Source organism: Endozoicomonas sp. ALB091 (assembly GCF_049310265.1).
GTDB lineage: Bacteria > Pseudomonadota > Gammaproteobacteria > Pseudomonadales > Endozoicomonadaceae > Endozoicomonas.
The window spans coordinates 133,314-152,075 of the sequence record NZ_JBLYNQ010000010.1 but is presented as its reverse complement, the minus strand read 5'-3'; the positions used below and the strand labels follow the sequence as shown (position 1 = coordinate 152,075).

Below are 18,762 nucleotides of genomic sequence, written 5' to 3'. Positions count from 1 at the left end.
GTTCGTCGAGGACCACATTAGACAGTTGCCCTATAAATCACGCGGCTAAATCGGGTAAGGGCTGGTCTTTCTCCAGCCCTCCCCACAGCACCCGGCATGCGGGTCCGCACCGGGCGGTTCAACGATGATGGTGAAACCTGATCCATAAGTCTTTCAATGAAACAAGCCCAATTTTCGCGAGGTAATTGTTATTCAGTGCCTGTTGTACCGCATAAGTTTTACTCAGACGGTAATACCCTTTGCTGCTGGCTGCGATCTTGGCGGCGTTCACGTTATCAACACCTAACCTGACCAGGTTCTTGAAACGGGTTTTCGGCTTGCGCCATTGCTTCAGAAAACAGCAACGGATTCGCCGACGTATCCATTGATCCAGCAGGGGAATTGGTCGGTAATATTCCGATAACCGGAAATACCCCATCCAACCCCGGATATATTGCGCCAGTTTGCGTAACCGATGTTGCATTGAGACACCCCAGCGACGACTGGTCAACTTGAGTATCCTGTATTTGAACCGGTCCAGACACTTCTGGGCCCAGCGAATTTTCTTCCCTGTGAAGGTGAAACTCAGGAATTCGCTTTCTGTTGCTTTCACAACTTTACTTTTCCGGGAGTTAATCTTCAGTTTCAATTTGCGTTCAATGAATTGGGTAATGCTGTGCATCACCCGGTCACCTGCACGCTGACTCTTGACGAGAATAACGAAGTCGTCACAGTATCTTGCAAAGCAATGACCCCGATATTCAAGCTCCTTGTCGAGTTCGTCGAGGACCACATTAGACAGCAAGGGTGATAAAGGCCCACCCTGTGGCATGCCAACCCTGGTCGGGTAGACATTGCCCTCAATCATGACACCGGAGCGCAGGTAGCGACCAATCAGCTTCAGAAGGCGTTTGTCGTGGACCTTACGGGAGACCCTCGACATCAAAACGTCGTGATTAACCGTATCAAAGAATTTACTCAGATCAACGTCAACGGCGTAATGCAGCCCCCGGTTGATCAACTGCTTAACCTGACGGACTCCGTCGTGTGCTGACCGTGCCGGTCGGTAGCCAAAGCTGTTTGGGGAAAATCCCGGGTCAAAGACAGGCGTCAGCACCTGCACAATGGCCTGCTGTATGACCCTGTCGATCACGGTTGGGATTCCCAGCAAGCGTTCACCGCCGTCCGGCTTTTCTATCACATGCCGACGCACGGGTGACGGCTGGTAGGTTCCGTCCAATAAGGCTTGACGCACTGAAGGCCAATGCTGTTTGGCAAAGTCTGGATAAGCTTCAATGGTGACTCCATCGATACCCGGAGCACCCTTGTTGCTTCTGACCTGTTTCCATGCGCTTGCCAGATTAGCCGGTTCAAGTACGCAATTTAGTAGATCATGGTTCAAAGCTGGTTAAAGATTCTGTCGCCAGGTACGGTGAGTCGCCGGACGGCTGCATCGCCCTGAGGGAATCAGTCTCCTCTTTGTCATCGATGTTCGGCCCTTCGCTGACGACTTCCCGTCCATTAATGACTTTTGTCGTACAGCTACTATGGCCTCTGCTGACTTCTGTCCAATCACCACGCGGAGTTGCCTCTGCTGGCGCTATTGGTTGCCATCGGGTTTGCTCGAACAGGATGATGAGTCACTGTTCGCCGAGCCTGTTGTAACCAGTGGCTGAGAACTGGGAATTACCAATCGCATGTTGAACAGATCTCCCCGGATAAGGACATGAACTTTCAGTGCACAACCGCCGCATTTACCGTGTCTCACGAACCTGAGGGCTTCGTAATCTTTGGCTCACTCGCCCAGAGACTCAGCCTTGTATGCGGTTTCTGTACGTCGGCTCGCACCTTTGCACTCAGACTGCCTCCGCACAGCCCCTCACGGGACTGCACTTGCCTTAAGCTAGTGGTTGTCATCAGCAGGCGTCTTTACCGCCAGTCAAATGTAGGTTCTCCCACAGGGGACTTTCACCCCATCAGTTCATGCCCATGCCGGGCGTACCAAATAAATCCAGGTGACGCCTACGGCGCACCTGATTTAGGCGTTACACGGCTAAATCCAACATATGAGTAAACTTGCAGTATTTTCAGATATTCATAGCAATGTATGGGCTTTGGAAGCCGTGCTATTGGATGCAAAACAAAAAAGTGTAGATGGTCTTATAAATCTTGGAGATATTCTGTATGGCCCATTGGCTCCAAGAGAAACTTATGATCTTCTACAAACAGAAGAAATAATAACAATCAAGGGGAATCAGGATCGTCAGATTTATGAAGCTACAGATTCTGAAATATCTTCAAATCCGACAATGCAATTTATCCTTTCAGAGCTGGGCAACGATCCGCTTAAATGGATGAAAGAATTACCTGCAACAAAATCTCTGGAAAGCGGTCTCTTTCTCTGTCATGGAACACCAGATAATGACTTGGTTTATATGCTTGAGGATGTTTCTGAAGGTTGTGCAAAAGTAAGGCCAGAGTCAGAGATTTTAGATCTCACAGCTGGAGTTGAAGAAAAAGTTATTCTATGTGGTCACACTCATATCCCACGTACAGTACAACTCAGTAATAGTACACTTGTCATAAATCCTGGAAGTGTTGGCTTGCCTGCTTATTTTGACGATGAGCCAATTCCTCACAAAATGGAAAACTATTCAAATTTAGCTTCATACTGCATAATTCAGAGCACATCATCAGGCTGGCTGGTAGAGCATATAAAGGTTCCATACAAATATGAGTACGCAATCCAAGCTGCAAAACAGAGAAACCGCATGGATTGGGCTGTAGCCTTAGAGTTCGGAAGAATCGCCATGTAACAAGAGCATCCAGCGGACGGCGCTAGAAGCGCCGCCGCTTATGCAGGCGTTATGTGCTAATCATAAATCACGGAGTAAGCATGACAATAGAAGTAATTGTTGCAGACTATTCAAATGAAAAACATGCTGATGACCTTGTTTCCTTATTGAATGATTATGCTATTGATCCAATGGGCGGAAATGAACCTTTGGATCAATACGTCAAAGAAAACCTGGCCAAAGAACTTGGTAAGGTTACAAGTGCTTTCAGTATTCTTTGTTATGTTGATGGTAAGCCTGCTGGTTTTGCAAATTGCTTCGAAGGGTTTTCAACCTTTAAATGTAAGCCCCTTATAAACATTCATGATATTGCAGTTAAAAATGAATATCGCGGAAAAAAGTTAAGCCAAATAATACTTGATAAAATTGAGGAAATTGCTTTTCAGAAGGGATGTTGCAAAATCACTTTGGAAGTATTAGAAGGTAATAAGCCCGCTCAGCAAGCCTACCTAAAATATGGTTTTGAACCATATAAATTAAACGGTGATAATGGTTGTGCTCAGTTTTGGCAAAAACAAGTAACACGCACATAACAAGAGCATCCAGCGGACGGCGCTAGACGCGCCGCCGCTTATGCAGGCGTTAAGCGCTTAAATAAACATTGGAGATAAATTCATGGATTGGAAATATTCACTTCCAACACAATGTCCACCAAAGGAAGCAAGAAATGATGAGATTGAATTGTACAGATTAGTAATGAACTCCCCTCCTAATTCTAACGACTTTATTCCGCTTGCGTTTGAGCTAAAAACCCCACATCAGAATTTTGATGAATTCATGAATTGTTGCTCTCATGGGTTATCAGCTTTTAAAAATATTGAGGGTGCAATTAAATGGAGAAGGAAGTATAAAAAGAAATTTAAACATCACAAAATATCAAGGGGAGTTATCAAAAAGGAAGATGGAATGGTTCTTGAAACCTTCACAAAGCCTCACATAACATGGTGGGTTTCCACAAAACAACCTGAAAGAGGGTTTGTAGAGGTAGAAGAGAATGTCGCAGCATAATTACTTAAACACTGAGATTAAAAATCTCAAACCTTGGGAAATATTTGATTTTTTCGAAGGCCCACGATTTTATAGCTGCAAAAACCAAACTGGGCAAATATACCTTGTTCACTGGGTTGACGACATAAATGACTGTGATGTTTGGCTTTATTCAAAGGTCAGTTTTGAGAAGTACTGTGCTTTAAAAAATAAAAAAATTGATATTCGATCTTGCTTTGAAAAACCAGAAGAAGGTTTTTCATACTTAGTCACAGTTGCATCAAAAAAAGAATTTAATGTCGATTTTATTAAATCAGAAAGCTATGACCCTGAATGGCTGCCTGATGAAGGTGAATTTTTAGAATGTAATACTTTATCAACAACTCTTCCACAAAAAGTAGTCGATATTCAAGAAGCTGCTGTTGCAAATTCAAGACAAGTACTTGACCTAGCGTTTAGTAAAGCACACCAAACATATGAAATTGCATCCGACACACTGGGTAAAGTTCTAACAACATTACAAAACTATCTTTATTCTTCAGCGTGTCCAAGCGATATTGATATTCGTAGGGTTCCAGAACATATTAAAGATGAAAATACTCTTATGGTGTCTGGTCTTTTTGCGAGTTCTTTTGGTGTAAGGTTACAAAGTAAAAATAGCGATTTATTTGCAGACTCAAGCCAAAATCAAAACCTTCATAAATTCATGGAGCTTCTTACTGCTACAGAAGAAAGTGATCGAGTACTAAAAGAAGTTAAAAGCTACAACTTATTGTCTAGAGCCAGATACAAAGCAGTACTTCAAGAGTTGGTTGCTGCTGGGGTTTCAGTTAAAGCAGAATGGTCTGATCCACATGGTAACTTTAGAGCTTCAAGTATACCATTTCATCGGATAAAAGAGGCATTAAGGCAATTAGAAGAGGGTGAATCGAGTGATACTCAAACAGTCAAATACAAAGAAATAAGGCTTGTCGGAGTAGATATTGAAAATGACTTTTTTGCCGTTGTAAAAAATGATGGTGAATTGTTAAAAGGTAAACTCGATAAATCTTTGGAATCATATCAATTCAATGTGCCAAGTATTGTAAATGCAACCATTGAAGAAACATGTAAAATCAATCCTGTCACAGATAAAGAGAAGTGGTCATATAAACTCATAGAGATCGAGAAATCAGCGCCTAACAAGTAAATCCAGGTGACGCCTACGGCGCACCTGATTTAGGCGTTATGTGGCTAAACCGAATGCAACATCTAGGTTTTATTTCTTGATTAGTGATTTTGATAAGATAGCTATAATTTATTGAGTTGGCTTAATATGGAAACTAATGAACAAAAATTAATTTTGAAAAATCTTATTGATAGAATTTATTTTGATAATCAGACTGGGGAGCAAGTTCTTCCAGGAGTGATAACAACATCTGAAATAAAAGTTCTGAGTTTGCTCTTGGATAAACTAAATAATATACATTGTGGTGATAAGTCTCTTGAAAAGAAAGTGGACGAAAGTAAAACCGACTTATTAAAAAGAGTTCATGCATCAGACTTTATTAAAGTTTCAGAAAAAAGTACTTTGAGAAAAATAATAGATGATGTTTTTTTAGAGGTTAAGTTAGATTTTTTTGAAACTAAAAAAAGTTCGGACTTAAAGTTAAATTTCTTGTTGTTTTTCTTGTTTGATAGCAACAAAAAGCTTGCTTACGAATTTATCATATATTGTAGCTCAATACTTCCTGTAAAACTGAGAGAAAAAGATGGCATCTATTACTTTGTGGGAGTAAGTAGGAAAGCTAAATCATATCCGGTTGACGCTGAATATCCTACGTTTTCATTTTGGTCTAAAAATCTTGATTTTTCTTACTTTAATTTTAATGAGAAAAATATAATAGATATCGCTTCGATAGCATATGAAAAATATTGCGAATTTCATGAGATGAGAGAATTTAAGTGGCCAACAACTGATATATTTAAAGGTTCTGATGTATCGCCTGCTTTAGATTTTACTGATAACAAAGGGTTGCTCAGTATCTATGGCTACCGTGTGGGGAAAAATGGAAAGAGTGAATCAGAAAGAAAAAATATCTTGCGCAAATTGATGGAGTTAAACCTAAGAACTGAAAATCTACGATTGGATGAAAATTATATTTATAGTTGGGGGCAAGGAAATACCAAGGATAGACTAAAGAAACTAGCTTATACATTGGCTGCTTTTGTGAAGAATGCCAAAAGAAAAAAATTTGACTATAAAGAGTCTATTTCTGACTGGGAGCAGGACTTGGCTTTTTTGAAGGAAAATTATTATGATGGATTTTATAGTTTTGCTTGGCCTACGTTAATCAGTATCAAAAGTAATTGAATTCTATCGTTTTTGTTCATAAGTTTAAGTTAGTAAGTTCTCAAAACAGTGAAATCTGCCACATAAATCGGGTAAGGGCTGGTCTTTCTCCAACCCTCCCCACAGCACCCGGCATGCGGGTCCGCACCGGGCGGTTCAACGATGATGGTGAAACCTGATCCATAAGTCTTTCAATGAAACAAGCCCAATTTTCGCAAGGTAACTGTTATTCAGTGCCTGCTGTACCGCATAGGTTTTACTCAGACGGTAATACCCTTTGCTGCTGGCTGCGATCTTGGCGGCGTTCACTTTATCAACGCCTAACCTGACCAGATTCTTGAAACGGGTTTTCGGCTTGCGCCATTGCTTCAGAAAGCAGCAACGGATTCGCCGACGTATCCATTGATCCAGCAGGGGAATTGGTCGGTAATATTCCGATAACCGGAAATACCCCATCCAACCCCGGATATATTGTGCCAATTTGCGTAACCGATGTTGCATTGAGACACCCCAGCAACGACTGGTCAACTTGAGTATCCTGTATTTGAACCGGTCCAGACACTTCTGGGCCCAGCGAACTTTCTTCCCTGTGAAGGTGAAACTCAGGAATTCGCTTTCTGTTGCTTTCACAACCTTCTCATCATAAAGAGCTTTTCCGGGAGTTAATCTTCAGTTTCAATTTGCGTTCAATGAATTGGGTAATGCTGTGCATCACCCGATCCCCTGCACGCTGACTTTTGACGAGAATAACGAAGTCATCACACTCTCTTACAAAAGAGCCTTGCAAAGCAATGACCCCGATATTCAAGCTCCTTGTCGAGTTCGTCGAGGACCACATTAGACAGCAAGGGTGATAAAGGCCCACCCTGTGGCATGCCAACCCTGGTCGGGTAGACATTGCCCTCAATCATGACACCGGAGCGCAGGTAGCGACCAATCAGTTTCAGAAGGCGTTTGTCGTGGACCTTACGGGAGACCCTCGACATCAAAACGTCGTGATTAACCGTATGACCGCCATGGAAGGTGGGAAGTCTGGTTTTGCAGGAGCAAAAACCAGCCAAAGAATTTACTCAGATCAACGTCAACGGCGTAATGTAGCCCCCCGTTGATCAACTGCTTAACCTGACGGACTCCGTCGTGTGCTGACCGTCCCGGTCGGTAGCCAAAGCTGTTTGGGGAAAATCCCGGGTCAAAGACAGGCGTCAGCACCTGCACAATGGCCTGCTGTATGACCCTGTCGATCACGGTTGGGATTCCCAGCAAGCGTTCACCGCCGTCCGGCTTTTCTATCACATGCCGACGCACGGGTGACGGCTGGTAGGTTCCGTCCAATAAGGCTTGACGCACTGAAGGCCAATGCTGTTTGGCAAAGTCTGGATAAGCTTCAATGGTGACTCCATCGATACCCGGAGCACCCTTGTTGCTTCTGACCTGTTTCCCGGCTCTGGCTCCTGCTTCGCACTACCTCCTGCATCCATGCAGTCGCATGCGCTTGCCAGATTAGCCGGTTCAAGTACGCAATTTAGTAGATCATGGTTCAAAGCTGGTTAAAGATTCTGTCGCCAGGTACGGTGAGTCGCCGGACGGCTGCATCGCCCTGAGGGAATCAGTCTCCTCTTTGTCATCGATGTTCGGCCCTTCGCTGACGACTTCCCGTCCATTAATGACTTTTGTCGTACAGCTACTATGGCCTCTGCTGACTTCTGTCCAATCACCGCGCGGAGTTGCCTCTGCTGGCGCTATTGGTTGCCATCGGGTTTGCTCGAACAGGATGATGAGTCACTGTTCGCCGAGCCTGTTGTAACCAGTGGCTGAGAACTGGGAACTTACCAATCGCATGTTGAACAGATCTCCCCGGATAAGGACATGGACTTTCAGTGCACAACCGCCGCATTTACCGTGTCTCACGAACCTGAGGGCTTCGTAATCTTTGGCTCACTCGCCCAGAGACTCAGCCTTGTATGCGATTTCTGGGGGACGCCCAGTCTACGTCGGCTCGCACCTGTGCACTCAGACTGCCTCCGCACAGCCCCTCACGGGACTGCACTTGCCTTAAGCTAGTGGTTGTCATCAGCAGGCGTCTTTACCGCCAGTCAGATGTAGGTTCTCCCACAGGGGACTTTCACCCCATCAGTTCATGCCCATGCCGGGCGTACCAAGTGCATCCAGCCGACCGCCTACGGCGTCGGCTGATGCAAGCGTTAGCTTACAATCATATAGTGAGATAATTAAATGCATAGGATTACAAAATCCCATTTAAATAGTTTTTCTAAAAGTCATGGACTTTCCCACTTAGAAGAAAGCGTTCAGTTTGAACATTTTGTAAATTACTCGGTTTTATCTGCCAGGCTTGCAAATAGTTATGAGTTGGAGGATGTAACAACAGGATCTGGCGATGATGGAATGGATGGTGTTGCAGTTATAGTAGATGAAGAGTTAATTGTATCTGATGAAGATGCAAAATCTGTGTTTTCATCTACTAGAAAAAATCATGATGTTGAAGTTATTTTTATTCAGTCAAAAAGAAGTGAGACATTTGATTTAGGGGATTTTCTTAAATTTAAAGAGTCTATTCTTCGATTTATTAATGCCGACAATTATGAGTCAAATGATACAACTCAAAAAAATGCAAGAAGTATTTTTGATATCGTTATTAGCAATGTTCCTAGGATAAGGGATGGAAAACCTAATGTTACAATTAGGTATGTTACAACTGGGATTTATAAGAAGCCAGATGCTCTTGAAAAAGCAAAAGGTGATCTTATTTTGCAGCTTAATGAACTTGGTTATTTCCATGAAATAGAAATCGATTTTCTAGGAAGAGATGAAGTAACTAATTTATGGGTCAATACTTATTCTACGGTAAGTGCAGAACTACCTATGTTCAGTAATGCCGCATTACCAAAAATTCACGGAATTGACGAAGCTTATTTGGCAGTTGTAAAAGCAAAAGATTTGGTGGACAATCTTTTGCTAAATGAAGACGGAAATCTAAGAACTCATGTTTTTGAAGAAAATGTGCGAGCTTTTTTAGGGCTAGATAATCCAGTAAATAAATCAATAGCTGATACGCTTTGCGAAACTGACCAAGCTACTAGATTTCCAGTTCTGAATAATGGAATAACTATTGTTAGCCCTGACGTCCGTGTTCAAGGAAGTGTACTTCATTTAGATAATTTTCAAATTGTAAACGGATGCCAAACTTCAAATATGCTTTTTGAATGTAGAGAAAAACTTAACGACTCTATAATGGTTAATCTGAAAATTGTTGAAACTTCAAATGAAGATGTTTTCTCTGATCTGGTTAGAGCTACAAATAGCCAGTCAAAAGTTGAAGAAACACAATTTTTATCACTAAGGCCAGTTGTTAAACGAGTTGAGGATTACTTTAATACATTTGATGGCCAAGATGGCAGGATTTACTTTGAACGCCGTGATAGACAATACGTAGGTAGAGATATACCAGCAATTAGAGTATTTAATGTCAATGTCGCAGCTAAAGCTGTTGCTTCAATGTTTCTGGGACGACCTGATCTCGCGTATAGATACCCAAAACGCGTGTATGAACAGTTGGGAGAACAAATTTTTTCTGATGATACTAAAGAATCTGTTTTTTATGCAGCATGTTTAACCCTTTATAGACTTCACTTATTAGTCGCTAGTGCTGACATTCCTCAAAATGTCAGAAAGCATAAATGGCATATTATAGCTCTAGTGGGTGCTATTGTTGCGGGTAAAACTGTTCCAAATCTTAACTCCCGACATATTGAAGCATACTGTAAGAAAATAATTGATAAATTTACAAAGCATGGTAAAAGTGTTGTTGAAGCGTTTCAACAGGCTGTTGATATTCTACAATCAACAGAAAATCTAACTGATGATAGATTGAAGCGACAGGCAATAACCTCTGAGATGCTCGACAAAGTAAGCTAAATCGGGTAAGGGCTGGTCTTTCTCCAGCCCTCCCCACAGCACCCGGCATGCGGGTCCGCACCGGGCGGTTCAACGATGATGGTGAAACCTGATCCATAAGTCTTTCAATGAAACAAGCCCAATTTTCGCGAGGTAATTGTTATTCAGTGCCTGTTGTACCGCATAAGTTTTACTCAGACGGTAATACCCTTTGCTGCTGGCTGCGATCTTGGCGGCGTTCACTTTATCAACGCCTAACCTGACCAGATTCTTGAAACGGGTTTTCGGCTTGCGCCATTGCTTCAGAAAACAGCAACGGATTCGCCGACGTATCCATTGATCCAGCAGGGGAATTGGTCGGTAATATTCCGATAACCGGAAATACCCCATCCAACCCCGGATATATTGCGCCAGTTTGCGTAACCGATGTTGCATTGAGACACCCCAGCGACGACTGGTCAACTTGAGTATCCGGTATTTGAATCGGTCCAGACACTTCTGGGCCCAGCGAGCTTTCTTCCCTGTGAAGGTGAAACTCAGGAATTCGCTTTCTGTTGCTTTCACAACCTTCCCATCATAAAGAGCTTTTCCGGGAGTTAATCTTCAGTTTCAATTTGCGTTCAATGAACTGGGTAATGCTGTGCATCACCCGATCCCCTGCACGCTGACTTTTGACGAGGATAACGAAGTCATCACACTCTCTTACAAAAGAGCCTTGCAAAGCAATGACCCCGATATTCAAGCTCCTTGTCGAGTTCGTCGAGGACCACATTAGACAGCAAGGGTGATAAAGGCCCACCCTGTGGCATGCCAACCCTGGTCGGGTAGACATTGCCCTCAATCATGACACCGGAGCGCAGGTAGCGACCAATCAGTTTCAGAAGGCGTTTGTCGTGGACCTTACGGGAGACCCTCGACATCAAAACGTCGTGATTAACCGTATGACCGCCATGGAAGGTGGGAAGTCTGGTTTTGCAGGAGCAAAAACCAGCCAAAGAATTTACTCAGATCAACGTCAACGGCGTAATGTAGCCCCCCGTTGATCAACTGCTTAACCTGACGGACTCCGTCGTGTGCTGACCGTCCCGGTCGGTAGCCAAAGCTGTTTGGGGAAAATCCCGGGTCAAAGACAGGCGTCAGCACCTGCACAATGGCCTGCTGTATGACCCTGTCGATCACGGTTGGGATTCCCAGCAAGCGTTCACCGCCGTCCGGCTTTTCTATCACATGCCGGCGCACGGGTGACGGCTGGTAGGTTCCGTCCAATAAGGCTTGACGCACTGAAGGCCAATGCTGTTTGGCAAAGTCTGGATAAGCTTCAATGGTGACTCCATCGATACCCGGAGCACCCTTGTTGCTTCTGACCTGTTTCCCGGCTCTGGCTCCTGCTTCGCACTACCTCCTGCATCCGTGCAGTCGCATGCGCTTGCCAGATTAGCCGGTTCAAGTACGCAATTTATAGTAGATCATGGTTCAAAGCTGGTTAAAGATTCTGTCGCCAGGTACGGTGAGTCGCCGGACGGCTGCATCGCCCTGAGGGAATCAGTCTCCTCTTTGTCATCGATGTTCGGCCCTTCGCTGACGACTTCCCGTCCATTAATGACTTTTGTCGTACAGCTACTATGGCCTCTGCTGACTTCTGTCCAATCACCACGCGGAGTTGCCTCTGCTGGCGCTATTGGTTGCCATCGGGTTTGCTCGAACAGGATGATGAGTCACTGTTCGCCGAGCCTGTTGTAACCAGTGGCTGAGAACTGGGAATTACCAATCGCATGTTGAACAGATCTCCCCGGATAAGGACATGAACTTTCAGTGCACAACCGCCGCATTTACCGTGTCTCACGAACCATAGGGCTTTGTGATCCTTGGCTCACTCGCCCAGAGACTCAGCCTTATATGCGATTTCTGGGGGACGCCGAGTCTACGTCGGCTCGCACCTTTGCACTCAGACTGCCTCCGCACAGCCCCTCGCGGGACTGCACTTGCCTTAAGCTAGTGGTTGTCATCAGCAGGCGTCTTTACCGCCAGTCAGATGTAGGTTCTCCCACAGGGGACTTTCACCCCATCAGTTCATGCCCATGCCGGGCGTACCAAGAGCATCCAGCGGACGGCGCTAGACGCGCCGCCGCTTATGCAAGCGTTATGCGCTACCATATCAAAACTTATAAGTATGAAAAAAAGAACAGTAATAAAAAGGCATAAGAGTAACTACCCAAGCCCGATTTCATTTATGGCCGGAGAGGTAGTTTCTATCGGAAAATACGATGAAGAATATCCGGGATGGGTTTGGATAACAAAAACAGATGGGAATGAAGGTTGGGCTCCAGTACAGTTTTTAGAAATTGATTCTAATAAAGGAGTGGCAACTGAAAACTATAATGCTGTGGAACTGAACACTTATGTTGGTGAAACTTTGCTAATAGAACAAGAACTGAATGAGTGGGGTTGGGCGAAAAATAGTTTAGGCTCTTTTGGTTGGGTTCCATTAGAGACACTGAATAAAAATGGGGTCAGGTCTTGATTCTTGACGTTAGTTTCGATGGCCCGATCAAGGTTCAAGACCTGACCCCGGTTTTTCTAACAACAGCTTCGTGCGGACTGCGCCGCACAAGCGGGGGTTATGTGCCCTTTTCGATAATCTCAAAATAAGGAAGGTTTGATAATGAATAAAAAAGAAATTGAAGATTTTCTCAAGGAAGAAAATAATAAAATTGATGATTCTGAAAAAATTGAGCCTGCCAGTGAACACAAGGTTGTAAGCAATCATTCAGGATATAGCTACGAAGGTAGTGAAAATTATGAACATGATGACAATGGATCATTACATAACTATTCGGGTGTCGTAGACGAATTTGATAGCGCAGAATCAGAGCATGAAGGCTGGGAAAATGGGTATGATTTTTAATTAATTTAATTTATGAAGGTAGGGATTTGATGATTAAAATAATAACAATACTTCTCATACTTTTTGGAGTAACTGAAATATCATTTGCATATAACTATAAGCAAAATCCAATTACAAATAAAACTCCACGAAAAACTGCTAGCTTTTCAGACTCTGTTAGAAATCAAATTCATGCAGTGGGATTATGGTCAAATTTAAAGTCTCCATTGCCAGGAGATATAGAAATCCACCGATCAGGAAGTGCAAATATTGGCAAGATCGTAAGCGTCCAAGCAGGGAGCAGACTCCCCCTACTTGTCGAGATCGGCTTTTAATGGATTGGCCCCGAATTTCTCTTTCCAGAGTCGCGGTATCAGTTCCCTGATATCACGGGCCGGGTGGAGGCTGATGCGTTGGAGAACATCAACCAGGTATTTGTAGGGATCGATGCCCGCCAGCTGGCAGCTGGTGATCAGCGTCTGGAACACGGCAACATTGTCTGCGCCTTCTTCCGTCCAGCAGAACATCCAGTTCTTTCTTCCCATCGGGATGCAACGAAGGCCACGTTCAAGATGATTGGTGTCTATCGCTACCGTTGGATCGTTCAGGTAAACCTGAAGCTCTTTTTCCCGCTTGTGAACATAGCCCAGTGCCTTGCTCAGAGGGTTGCTGGGAACCAGGTCAAGCCGTCTCAGCTGCTCCCGGTTCCATTCAAAGAACTGGTCAACCAGGGGTTTGGCTTTTTGTTGGCGATAATCACGCAGTACGTCGCCTTCCAACCCCTGACGACGGATGTCATCTTCAACCTTGTACAGTGCGCCGATCTGTTTCAGGGCTTCTTTGGTCGCTTCGGGTTCCGCTTTTTCTGACTTGACGAAATAACGTCGGCTGTGTGTCCAGCACTCGGCATGAGTGATCTTTGGGTATTTCGAGCAAAGGCTAGCGTAGCCGGGGTAGCCATCTGTGAGTAATACCCCTTCAAATTCTTTCAGGTAAGGCTCAACCACATCACAGGAGCGGCTGTCGGAGTAGATAAAGGCTATTTCTTCGTGGTCGCCATAAAAGCACCAGAAGTAGCCTTTTTTCATTTTACCCTTACATTTCAGCCCAGCTTTTGAGGGTGTTTCATCCAGTGCCAGGGTGTGACTTTCAAGGCAGCTGTTCAGTACTTCATGGGCGACAGGTTGTAACAACTGGCCAGCACGCTGCTCCAGATTGGTCAGCGTGCCACGACTGACGGTGATACCGCTGGCTTCCAGTCTCTGATGTTGACGGTAAAGCGGCAGGTGGTAGCGGTATTTCTCAACCAGCAGGCCAGCTATAAAGCTCACATCGGCAAAGCTGCGGTCAAACAGGCCGGAGGGGGCTGCCGCCGTGCTCAGGGTTTGGTCTGCCTTATGGCGAACGACGTCCCTCTGGTATTTCAGAATAACGTAACTGCCCGGTCGCTGCGCCAGACGATGGGTATATTTATGATCAATGATTTCATACTGGTCGGCGTCTTCACCCTGCATTTCAGGAGCCGGAATATGAATCAGCTCAACAGGTACACCTTCCGTGAAGCGCAATCCCTGATCGGTAACACAGTCATCCGGCCTGTGCTTCTTTCTGCGCTCATAGGTGATGGTTTCTGTTTCCGGAACTTCTGGAGACTCAATGTTCTTGAGGATCTCCCCGAGAGCCAGCTGGTCCGGGTTTTCTATCAGTCTCTTTTCCGATTTTTCACCAAACAGCTGTTGTTTAAACCAGGCCAGCTGATGTTTGAGGGACTCGTTTTCCTGCTTCAGGTGTTCGTTCGCAGATTTGTGTTCCTGCAACAGCACCTGCAACTGCTTGAGCAGCTGCAGGTGAGAGGGTTGATTGGCAGGAACAGGAAGATTCATAGCCCTTGAATGTAGCTGCTATTCAGAGGTTGTGCTGTTCGATGTATCAGGTTTTACATAACGTTTGTGATAGCGGATAGAACGGGTATCAATACCGTCAATGATCAGCTTCAGGTCGGTCAATGCCAGCAGTTGTTTAACCGCCTGACCGGCGTGGGAGTGAAACTGACCCTGCTCCAGTCGTTTACTCCAGATGCAGTAACCGCTACGTTCAAAGTACAGCACCTTGCACTGGTTTCGGCGACGATTGATAAAGACGAACAACTGCCCACTCAACGGGTCTTCCTCAAGGGTATTTTTCACCAGAGCAACCAGGCCGTTGTATGACTTCCTCATATCGGTGGGGCGGTTATAAAGCCAGACCCGCACCTGTGATTCAGGAAAAAACATGATCAACGCCGCATACGCAGGGTTACACCACCGGGTAATTCGAGTTCAATTTCCCATGGAGGCAGGTCTGATGGTGTGTTGTGAAAATCAGTTTTAAATTCGAACCAGTCAGGGTCTGGTTGTGCTGGTTGATCAGGCCTTTCGGTTGCCTGCCTTAGTTTGCGCTTCCACAATGTGAAGGTTGACAGGCAGATATTGCGCGAAAGGCAAAAGGCTTTCTGGCTGATGCCGCTTTCCCGCTGTTGATCGATGAGGCCTTGCCACTGTTCAGAAGTGCGGCGGTTTGGTTGTTTTTGATTCACGGCTCGCTCCTGTTTTTAAAACAGGGGTTAGCGTGGCAGACAGATGATGGGTTTTGAAGACGTCCTTAAATAAGCGCTTACGCAAGATCAAATGCCAATGGGTCTCAGTAAGTATTAGCGATCAGTATATTAGAATGTTCGGTGATACAGGCTATACAACTGCGATAGACATAAAGTGTGGTTCAAAAGAAGCTATTAATCTATTTACTTATACTTCGTCAAGAGGTGATGAAAAAGAACTAGCTTATGTTTCAATTTATACTCAGGGAAAATGGCAAGGATTTATCTTTAGAAAAGGAAATGTTGAGTCTAATAAGAGGCAACCCATTGGTGATTCTTGGTAAAAAAACTGGGGTCATAAAAAAACTGGGGTCAGGTCTTGATTATTGACGTTAGTTTCGATGGCCCGATCAAGGTTCAAGACCTGACCCCGTTTTTATGATGTACTCAATCATCATGGTTTTGTTTATTGCAACATGGGTGGTTGTTTTTGTGAAAGTCATAGCAAGTTATTTTGGTTACGACTTGGCAGTCATTTAATGACTTCTCTATTTCTTTGGGTGAAAGTCTCATACTGACAAGTACTATGGATCTACTTTATTAGGAAATGGGATGACATTGCCGTTATGACCGCTGATCTTGGCTCGATAGGTGACCGACAGAAGCCGCCAGCCCTTATCAAACCAGTCGCTCTGGATTAAAGACCTGAGCGTTAGAATCCCTTGGCCTCCCGGATTTCTCCACCGCATTCCCGAACATTTCATGCGCTGAGTAACCAGTGTTTTGCATGCTGCTTCAATCACTCCGGAGCCGATGGGAAGACTTTTTGACAAATGCTCTACGTACTTCATCCGTAGGCTATTTTTTCTGAAGTATTCCAGTTCGGTCTTAAGCTTGGATCGGCGCGGGTGTTTTTTGTGTTGGTAAGCCAGGGCCTTGATGACTTTATCAATTCCGCCAGTTTCTTCTTTCAGAATATGCCGGTACGTTTTGAACTTCTCTTTAGCCTTTGGACTATTTTCACCGTACGACAGATCAAAGGCTTTCTTCAGGTGCTCTGCCGCATGGTAAAAGTCGATAATTTCATGACCTTCAGGTAAATCGCTGGAGAGATATGTCCAGTTGTCTTTGGCTCCATCTGCGACTTTCACCAATGTCAGACCCGGCTTTTGTTCAAGGACCTTATTCAGGTGATTTTTGATGGACTGTTTCAATGTCTCCTTCTTGCTCTCGGGCATTCGCCCCATCCTTATGGTGGATAGACGATTACCCAGATCATCATAAAACGACAGCGTCCCACAACTGGCTTCCTGACAACCCGCAGGGCCTCTGGTAAGCTTGCCTTCAGCTGCTCCCTTGTCCCGTTTTTCCTGACGCTTTCCGCCCTTCATAGGCAGCATTACACCATCAAGAGAGGCCGCTACCGTCGCAGCATTGGCTGGAACCTGAAAGTTGTCTGCCAGACATATACTCAAAAGGTTCAAGATACTGTTCCCACCGTTCACTGAGTTTTGCAGGAAGACGAGCCAAAGTACTGGCCGACGGTTTCATATTTCCCAGCAACTCAAGAAGGCTTGCCACTTCGGTTGGTGGCAACTGAGCCACCATCCATGCCGCTTGCTTTGCCGCCCTGGGTAACCAGAACCCTTCAACAATCCCTGCCTGGAGTTCCAGGGGGACTATACATTTGCTTCCTGAGCCGGATCGATACAGGGTTCGCTTTACCCGGACAGAGCCAGCAGCAGATTGGTATGTTTGATGATTTTGAGCCACCCTGCGATAAACGGTGCCCTTGACCTCAATAGAAGGTTCATTGACGTCCAGTTTTTGGAGGTCTTCAGAGAGAATCTCCTGCTCTGCAAGAGCCATGAGGTTATGCAGTTCATTTTCGTAATCCTCCCAGTGGAGCTCATGGCATGACTGGCGAAGAAGAGATAACCGATGTTGCAGCATCTCGATTGCAGGGCAGTGATTACTAGCGGGAATGGTCAGTGGGTGACATACTTCCATGGAGGGCGGCCTCTCGCAGATGATTCTTTTGTCACATGAAAATCATAGCTGCGTTTGGTCGCCTTTCTTGTTCGGGTATTTTGGCTCTGGGACGTAAATTCTATGCTCCAGGGTCTGTAGTTGTGCTCAGTATGAGACTTTCACCCATTTCTTTAGTCATAACCACACCATCAACTCCAGGAAGTATTCGTTTATCAGAAGCTGGCGACCAGTAGCGGCTCTGTTCCAGAACCTCAAGCAGTTATGTCACTGTTTGAGTCCTCATCGTCCAGTGATACTGCCAGGTTTAGTTGCAGTGGCAAAACCCATTGCTCCCAAATGACTTCCTGTGAAGAAGCCACCTTTTACCAGGATAATTGCCCTGGCACCAATATGGACGGTGACCGTGATGGTATACCTTGTGAAAGGCAGCTGTGCAATCAATAAATCACAATGCTAATAAATAGACCGTAGCACCACCTGTGAACCTTCCCTGTTTCAAGAGTAAAAGCAATCCCCCTTGAGACCATCAGCCAATAAAACATACTTCAGCAAGTCAGAATCGAAACTCAATCCAACCTGTCTGGCGAAAACCTGTTATAGCCAGAGGCAATGAATCATGAATAAAACTTTTGCAGACCGTCTGGCCACTGCCATGAAACTGAAGGGAATAAAAACCGCCAGCGCCCTGTCCCGTGACACGGGCATCGAGCGCAGCTACATGTACCGCCTGGCCAGTGGCAAAATTGATAATCCGCACAAATATGTGGAACGGCTGGCGGTGGCCACTGGTGTCTCCAGCCATTGGCTGAGCACGGGGCTGGGTGATCCTTACGACCCGGAACCGGAGAAACCCAAAGAGCCGTCAGCAAATGCGACCATGCTCACCCATGTAACCGTTGTACCGCCGGAAGGGGATTGGTATGAAGTGACTGCCAGGGTGCCGGATGTATTTGTCAGCCAGCAACACAAACCCCGGGATAAGAAACTCTACGAGTATTACTATGTGCCGGAAACCATCGAGTGCTTTACCGGCTTCACCCTGTTGGTGGTAGAACGAGAATTACGACCAGGGCCGGGTATGTTTCTGGCCCAGCGTGAAGTGAATGGTAAACAGCAGTTGTGCAGTTTTCTGATCAGTTATAAAGGACTGGATCAGACCAGCACCCGGCAGCCGGATATGCAAACCATTGGCCGGGTGCGGATTATGGATTACTGGGAGTTGGATACGAAAAGATAGGGGGATGGG

23 protein-coding genes are annotated in these 18,762 nt (G+C 45.2%); 11 read left to right on the top strand and 12 right to left on the bottom strand.

Going from position 1 to position 18,762, the window contains the following annotated elements; translation table 11 throughout:
* Positions 1 to 118: 118 nt before the first annotated feature.
* Positions 119 to 1,381 carry a group II intron reverse transcriptase/maturase gene (gene ltrA, locus ACO6UX_RS23310; RefSeq protein ID WP_422450690.1) on the bottom strand — a complete coding sequence of 421 codons (1,263 nt, stop codon included), beginning with the start codon at positions 1,379 to 1,381 and terminating at the stop codon, positions 119 to 121.
* A gap of 664 nt (positions 1,382 to 2,045) precedes the next feature.
* On the opposite strand from ltrA, the gene ACO6UX_RS23305 reads away from it, so the two are divergent.
* The 5 genes from ACO6UX_RS23305 (at position 2,046) to ACO6UX_RS23285 (ending at position 6,174) form a co-directional block, all read left to right on the top strand.
* On the top strand, positions 2,046 to 2,795 hold the full coding sequence (locus tag ACO6UX_RS23305; protein WP_422450689.1) for a metallophosphoesterase family protein: 750 nt from the start codon (positions 2,046 to 2,048) through the stop codon (positions 2,793 to 2,795).
* 80 nt (positions 2,796 to 2,875) lie between these two features.
* Positions 2,876 to 3,367 carry a GNAT family N-acetyltransferase gene (locus tag ACO6UX_RS23300; protein WP_422450688.1) on the top strand — a complete coding sequence of 164 codons (492 nt, stop codon included), beginning with the start codon at positions 2,876 to 2,878 and terminating at the stop codon, positions 3,365 to 3,367.
* Positions 3,368 to 3,449: 82 nt separating this feature from the next.
* Entirely contained in the window at positions 3,450 to 3,842 is a 393-nt protein-coding gene (locus ACO6UX_RS23295; protein ID WP_422450687.1) for a hypothetical protein, read from the top strand.
* Entirely contained in the window at positions 3,829 to 5,010 is a 1,182-nt protein-coding gene (locus ACO6UX_RS23290) for a DUF6575 domain-containing protein (protein ID WP_422450686.1), read from the top strand. Before ACO6UX_RS23295 ends, ACO6UX_RS23290 begins: the two co-directional genes overlap by 14 nt.
* 126 nt (positions 5,011 to 5,136) lie before the next feature.
* Positions 5,137 to 6,174 (top strand): hypothetical protein, encoded by a 1,038-nt coding sequence (locus tag ACO6UX_RS23285; RefSeq protein ID WP_422450685.1) that lies wholly within the window; start codon positions 5,137 to 5,139, stop codon positions 6,172 to 6,174.
* Between the two features lie 135 nt (positions 6,175 to 6,309).
* On the opposite strand, the gene ACO6UX_RS23280 is transcribed toward ACO6UX_RS23285, so the two are convergent.
* The 3 genes from ACO6UX_RS23280 to ACO6UX_RS23270 all read right to left on the bottom strand — a co-directional run bounded on the left by ACO6UX_RS23280 (position 6,310) and on the right by ACO6UX_RS23270 (position 7,500).
* Complete coding sequence (locus tag ACO6UX_RS23280; protein ID WP_422450684.1) at positions 6,310 to 6,783, bottom strand: group II intron maturase-specific domain-containing protein; 474 nt, start codon at positions 6,781 to 6,783, stop codon at positions 6,310 to 6,312.
* 128 nt (positions 6,784 to 6,911) lie between these two features.
* Positions 6,912 to 7,139 carry a hypothetical protein gene (locus ACO6UX_RS23275; RefSeq protein WP_422450682.1) on the bottom strand — a complete coding sequence of 76 codons (228 nt, stop codon included), beginning with the start codon at positions 7,137 to 7,139 and terminating at the stop codon, positions 6,912 to 6,914.
* Between the two features lie 13 nt (positions 7,140 to 7,152).
* On the bottom strand, positions 7,153 to 7,500 hold the full coding sequence (locus ACO6UX_RS23270) for a reverse transcriptase domain-containing protein (RefSeq protein WP_422450641.1): 348 nt from the start codon (positions 7,498 to 7,500) through the stop codon (positions 7,153 to 7,155).
* A gap of 885 nt (positions 7,501 to 8,385) precedes the next feature.
* Between ACO6UX_RS23270 and ACO6UX_RS23265 the strand changes: the two genes are divergently transcribed.
* A complete protein-coding gene (locus ACO6UX_RS23265) occupies positions 8,386 to 10,086 on the top strand; it encodes an AIPR family protein (protein WP_422450683.1) in 1,701 nt (566 codons plus the stop codon).
* Between the two features lie 69 nt (positions 10,087 to 10,155).
* Here ACO6UX_RS23265 and ACO6UX_RS23260 read toward each other — a convergent pair whose 3' ends face one another.
* The 3 genes from ACO6UX_RS23260 to ACO6UX_RS23250 form a co-directional block, all read right to left on the bottom strand.
* Positions 10,156 to 10,629 carry a group II intron maturase-specific domain-containing protein gene (locus ACO6UX_RS23260; protein ID WP_101749240.1) on the bottom strand — a complete coding sequence of 158 codons (474 nt, stop codon included), beginning with the start codon at positions 10,627 to 10,629 and terminating at the stop codon, positions 10,156 to 10,158.
* Positions 10,630 to 10,757: 128 nt separating this feature from the next.
* On the bottom strand, positions 10,758 to 10,985 hold the full coding sequence (locus ACO6UX_RS23255; protein ID WP_422450682.1) for a hypothetical protein: 228 nt from the start codon (positions 10,983 to 10,985) through the stop codon (positions 10,758 to 10,760).
* Positions 10,986 to 10,998: 13 nt separating this feature from the next.
* Complete coding sequence (locus ACO6UX_RS23250) at positions 10,999 to 11,304, bottom strand: reverse transcriptase domain-containing protein (RefSeq protein ID WP_422450681.1); 306 nt, start codon at positions 11,302 to 11,304, stop codon at positions 10,999 to 11,001.
* Positions 11,305 to 12,235: 931 nt separating this feature from the next.
* On the opposite strand from ACO6UX_RS23250, the gene ACO6UX_RS23245 reads away from it, so the two are divergent.
* Both ACO6UX_RS23245 and ACO6UX_RS23240 read left to right on the top strand, forming a co-directional pair.
* Positions 12,236 to 12,586 carry an SH3 domain-containing protein gene (locus ACO6UX_RS23245; RefSeq protein ID WP_422450680.1) on the top strand — a complete coding sequence of 117 codons (351 nt, stop codon included), beginning with the start codon at positions 12,236 to 12,238 and terminating at the stop codon, positions 12,584 to 12,586.
* A gap of 141 nt (positions 12,587 to 12,727) precedes the next feature.
* A complete protein-coding gene (locus tag ACO6UX_RS23240; RefSeq protein WP_422450679.1) occupies positions 12,728 to 12,970 on the top strand; it encodes a hypothetical protein in 243 nt (80 codons plus the stop codon).
* Between the two features lie 290 nt (positions 12,971 to 13,260).
* Here ACO6UX_RS23240 and tnpC read toward each other — a convergent pair whose 3' ends face one another.
* From tnpC to tnpA, 3 genes are read right to left on the bottom strand one after another with little or no spacing between them, the layout of a single operon-like run.
* Positions 13,261 to 14,832, bottom strand: a complete 1,572-nt coding sequence (gene tnpC / locus ACO6UX_RS23235; protein WP_422444698.1) for an IS66 family transposase — start codon at positions 14,830 to 14,832, stop codon at positions 13,261 to 13,263.
* A gap of 18 nt (positions 14,833 to 14,850) precedes the next feature.
* Entirely contained in the window at positions 14,851 to 15,222 is a 372-nt protein-coding gene (gene tnpB, locus ACO6UX_RS23230) for an IS66 family insertion sequence element accessory protein TnpB (RefSeq protein ID WP_101745387.1), read from the bottom strand.
* A gap of 2 nt (positions 15,223 to 15,224) precedes the next feature.
* Positions 15,225 to 15,524, bottom strand: coding sequence for an IS66 family insertion sequence element accessory protein TnpA (gene tnpA / locus ACO6UX_RS23225; RefSeq protein ID WP_422444696.1), 300 nt, complete (start codon positions 15,522 to 15,524; stop codon positions 15,225 to 15,227).
* A 134-nt stretch (positions 15,525 to 15,658) separates the two neighbouring features.
* Between tnpA and ACO6UX_RS23220 the strand changes: the two genes are divergently transcribed.
* A complete protein-coding gene (locus ACO6UX_RS23220) occupies positions 15,659 to 15,868 on the top strand; it encodes a hypothetical protein (RefSeq protein WP_422450678.1) in 210 nt (69 codons plus the stop codon).
* Between the two features lie 240 nt (positions 15,869 to 16,108).
* Here the strand turns inward: ACO6UX_RS23220 and ACO6UX_RS23215 are convergent, their stop codons facing one another.
* Both ACO6UX_RS23215 and ACO6UX_RS23210 read right to left on the bottom strand, forming a co-directional pair.
* Complete coding sequence (locus tag ACO6UX_RS23215) at positions 16,109 to 16,915, bottom strand: hypothetical protein (protein WP_422450677.1); 807 nt, start codon at positions 16,913 to 16,915, stop codon at positions 16,109 to 16,111.
* 16 nt (positions 16,916 to 16,931) lie between these two features.
* The gene (locus ACO6UX_RS23210; RefSeq protein WP_422443857.1) at positions 16,932 to 17,534 is read right to left on the bottom strand and encodes a hypothetical protein; all 603 of its coding nucleotides are present in this window, start codon (positions 17,532 to 17,534) and stop codon (positions 16,932 to 16,934) included.
* 243 nt (positions 17,535 to 17,777) lie between these two features.
* On the opposite strand from ACO6UX_RS23210, the gene ACO6UX_RS23205 reads away from it, so the two are divergent.
* Positions 17,778 to 17,960, top strand: a complete 183-nt coding sequence (locus ACO6UX_RS23205; protein WP_422450676.1) for an excalibur calcium-binding domain-containing protein — start codon at positions 17,778 to 17,780, stop codon at positions 17,958 to 17,960.
* Positions 17,961 to 18,132: 172 nt separating this feature from the next.
* Entirely contained in the window at positions 18,133 to 18,753 is a 621-nt protein-coding gene (locus tag ACO6UX_RS23200; protein WP_422450675.1) for a helix-turn-helix domain-containing protein, read from the top strand.
* Positions 18,754 to 18,762 lie beyond the last annotated feature (9 nt).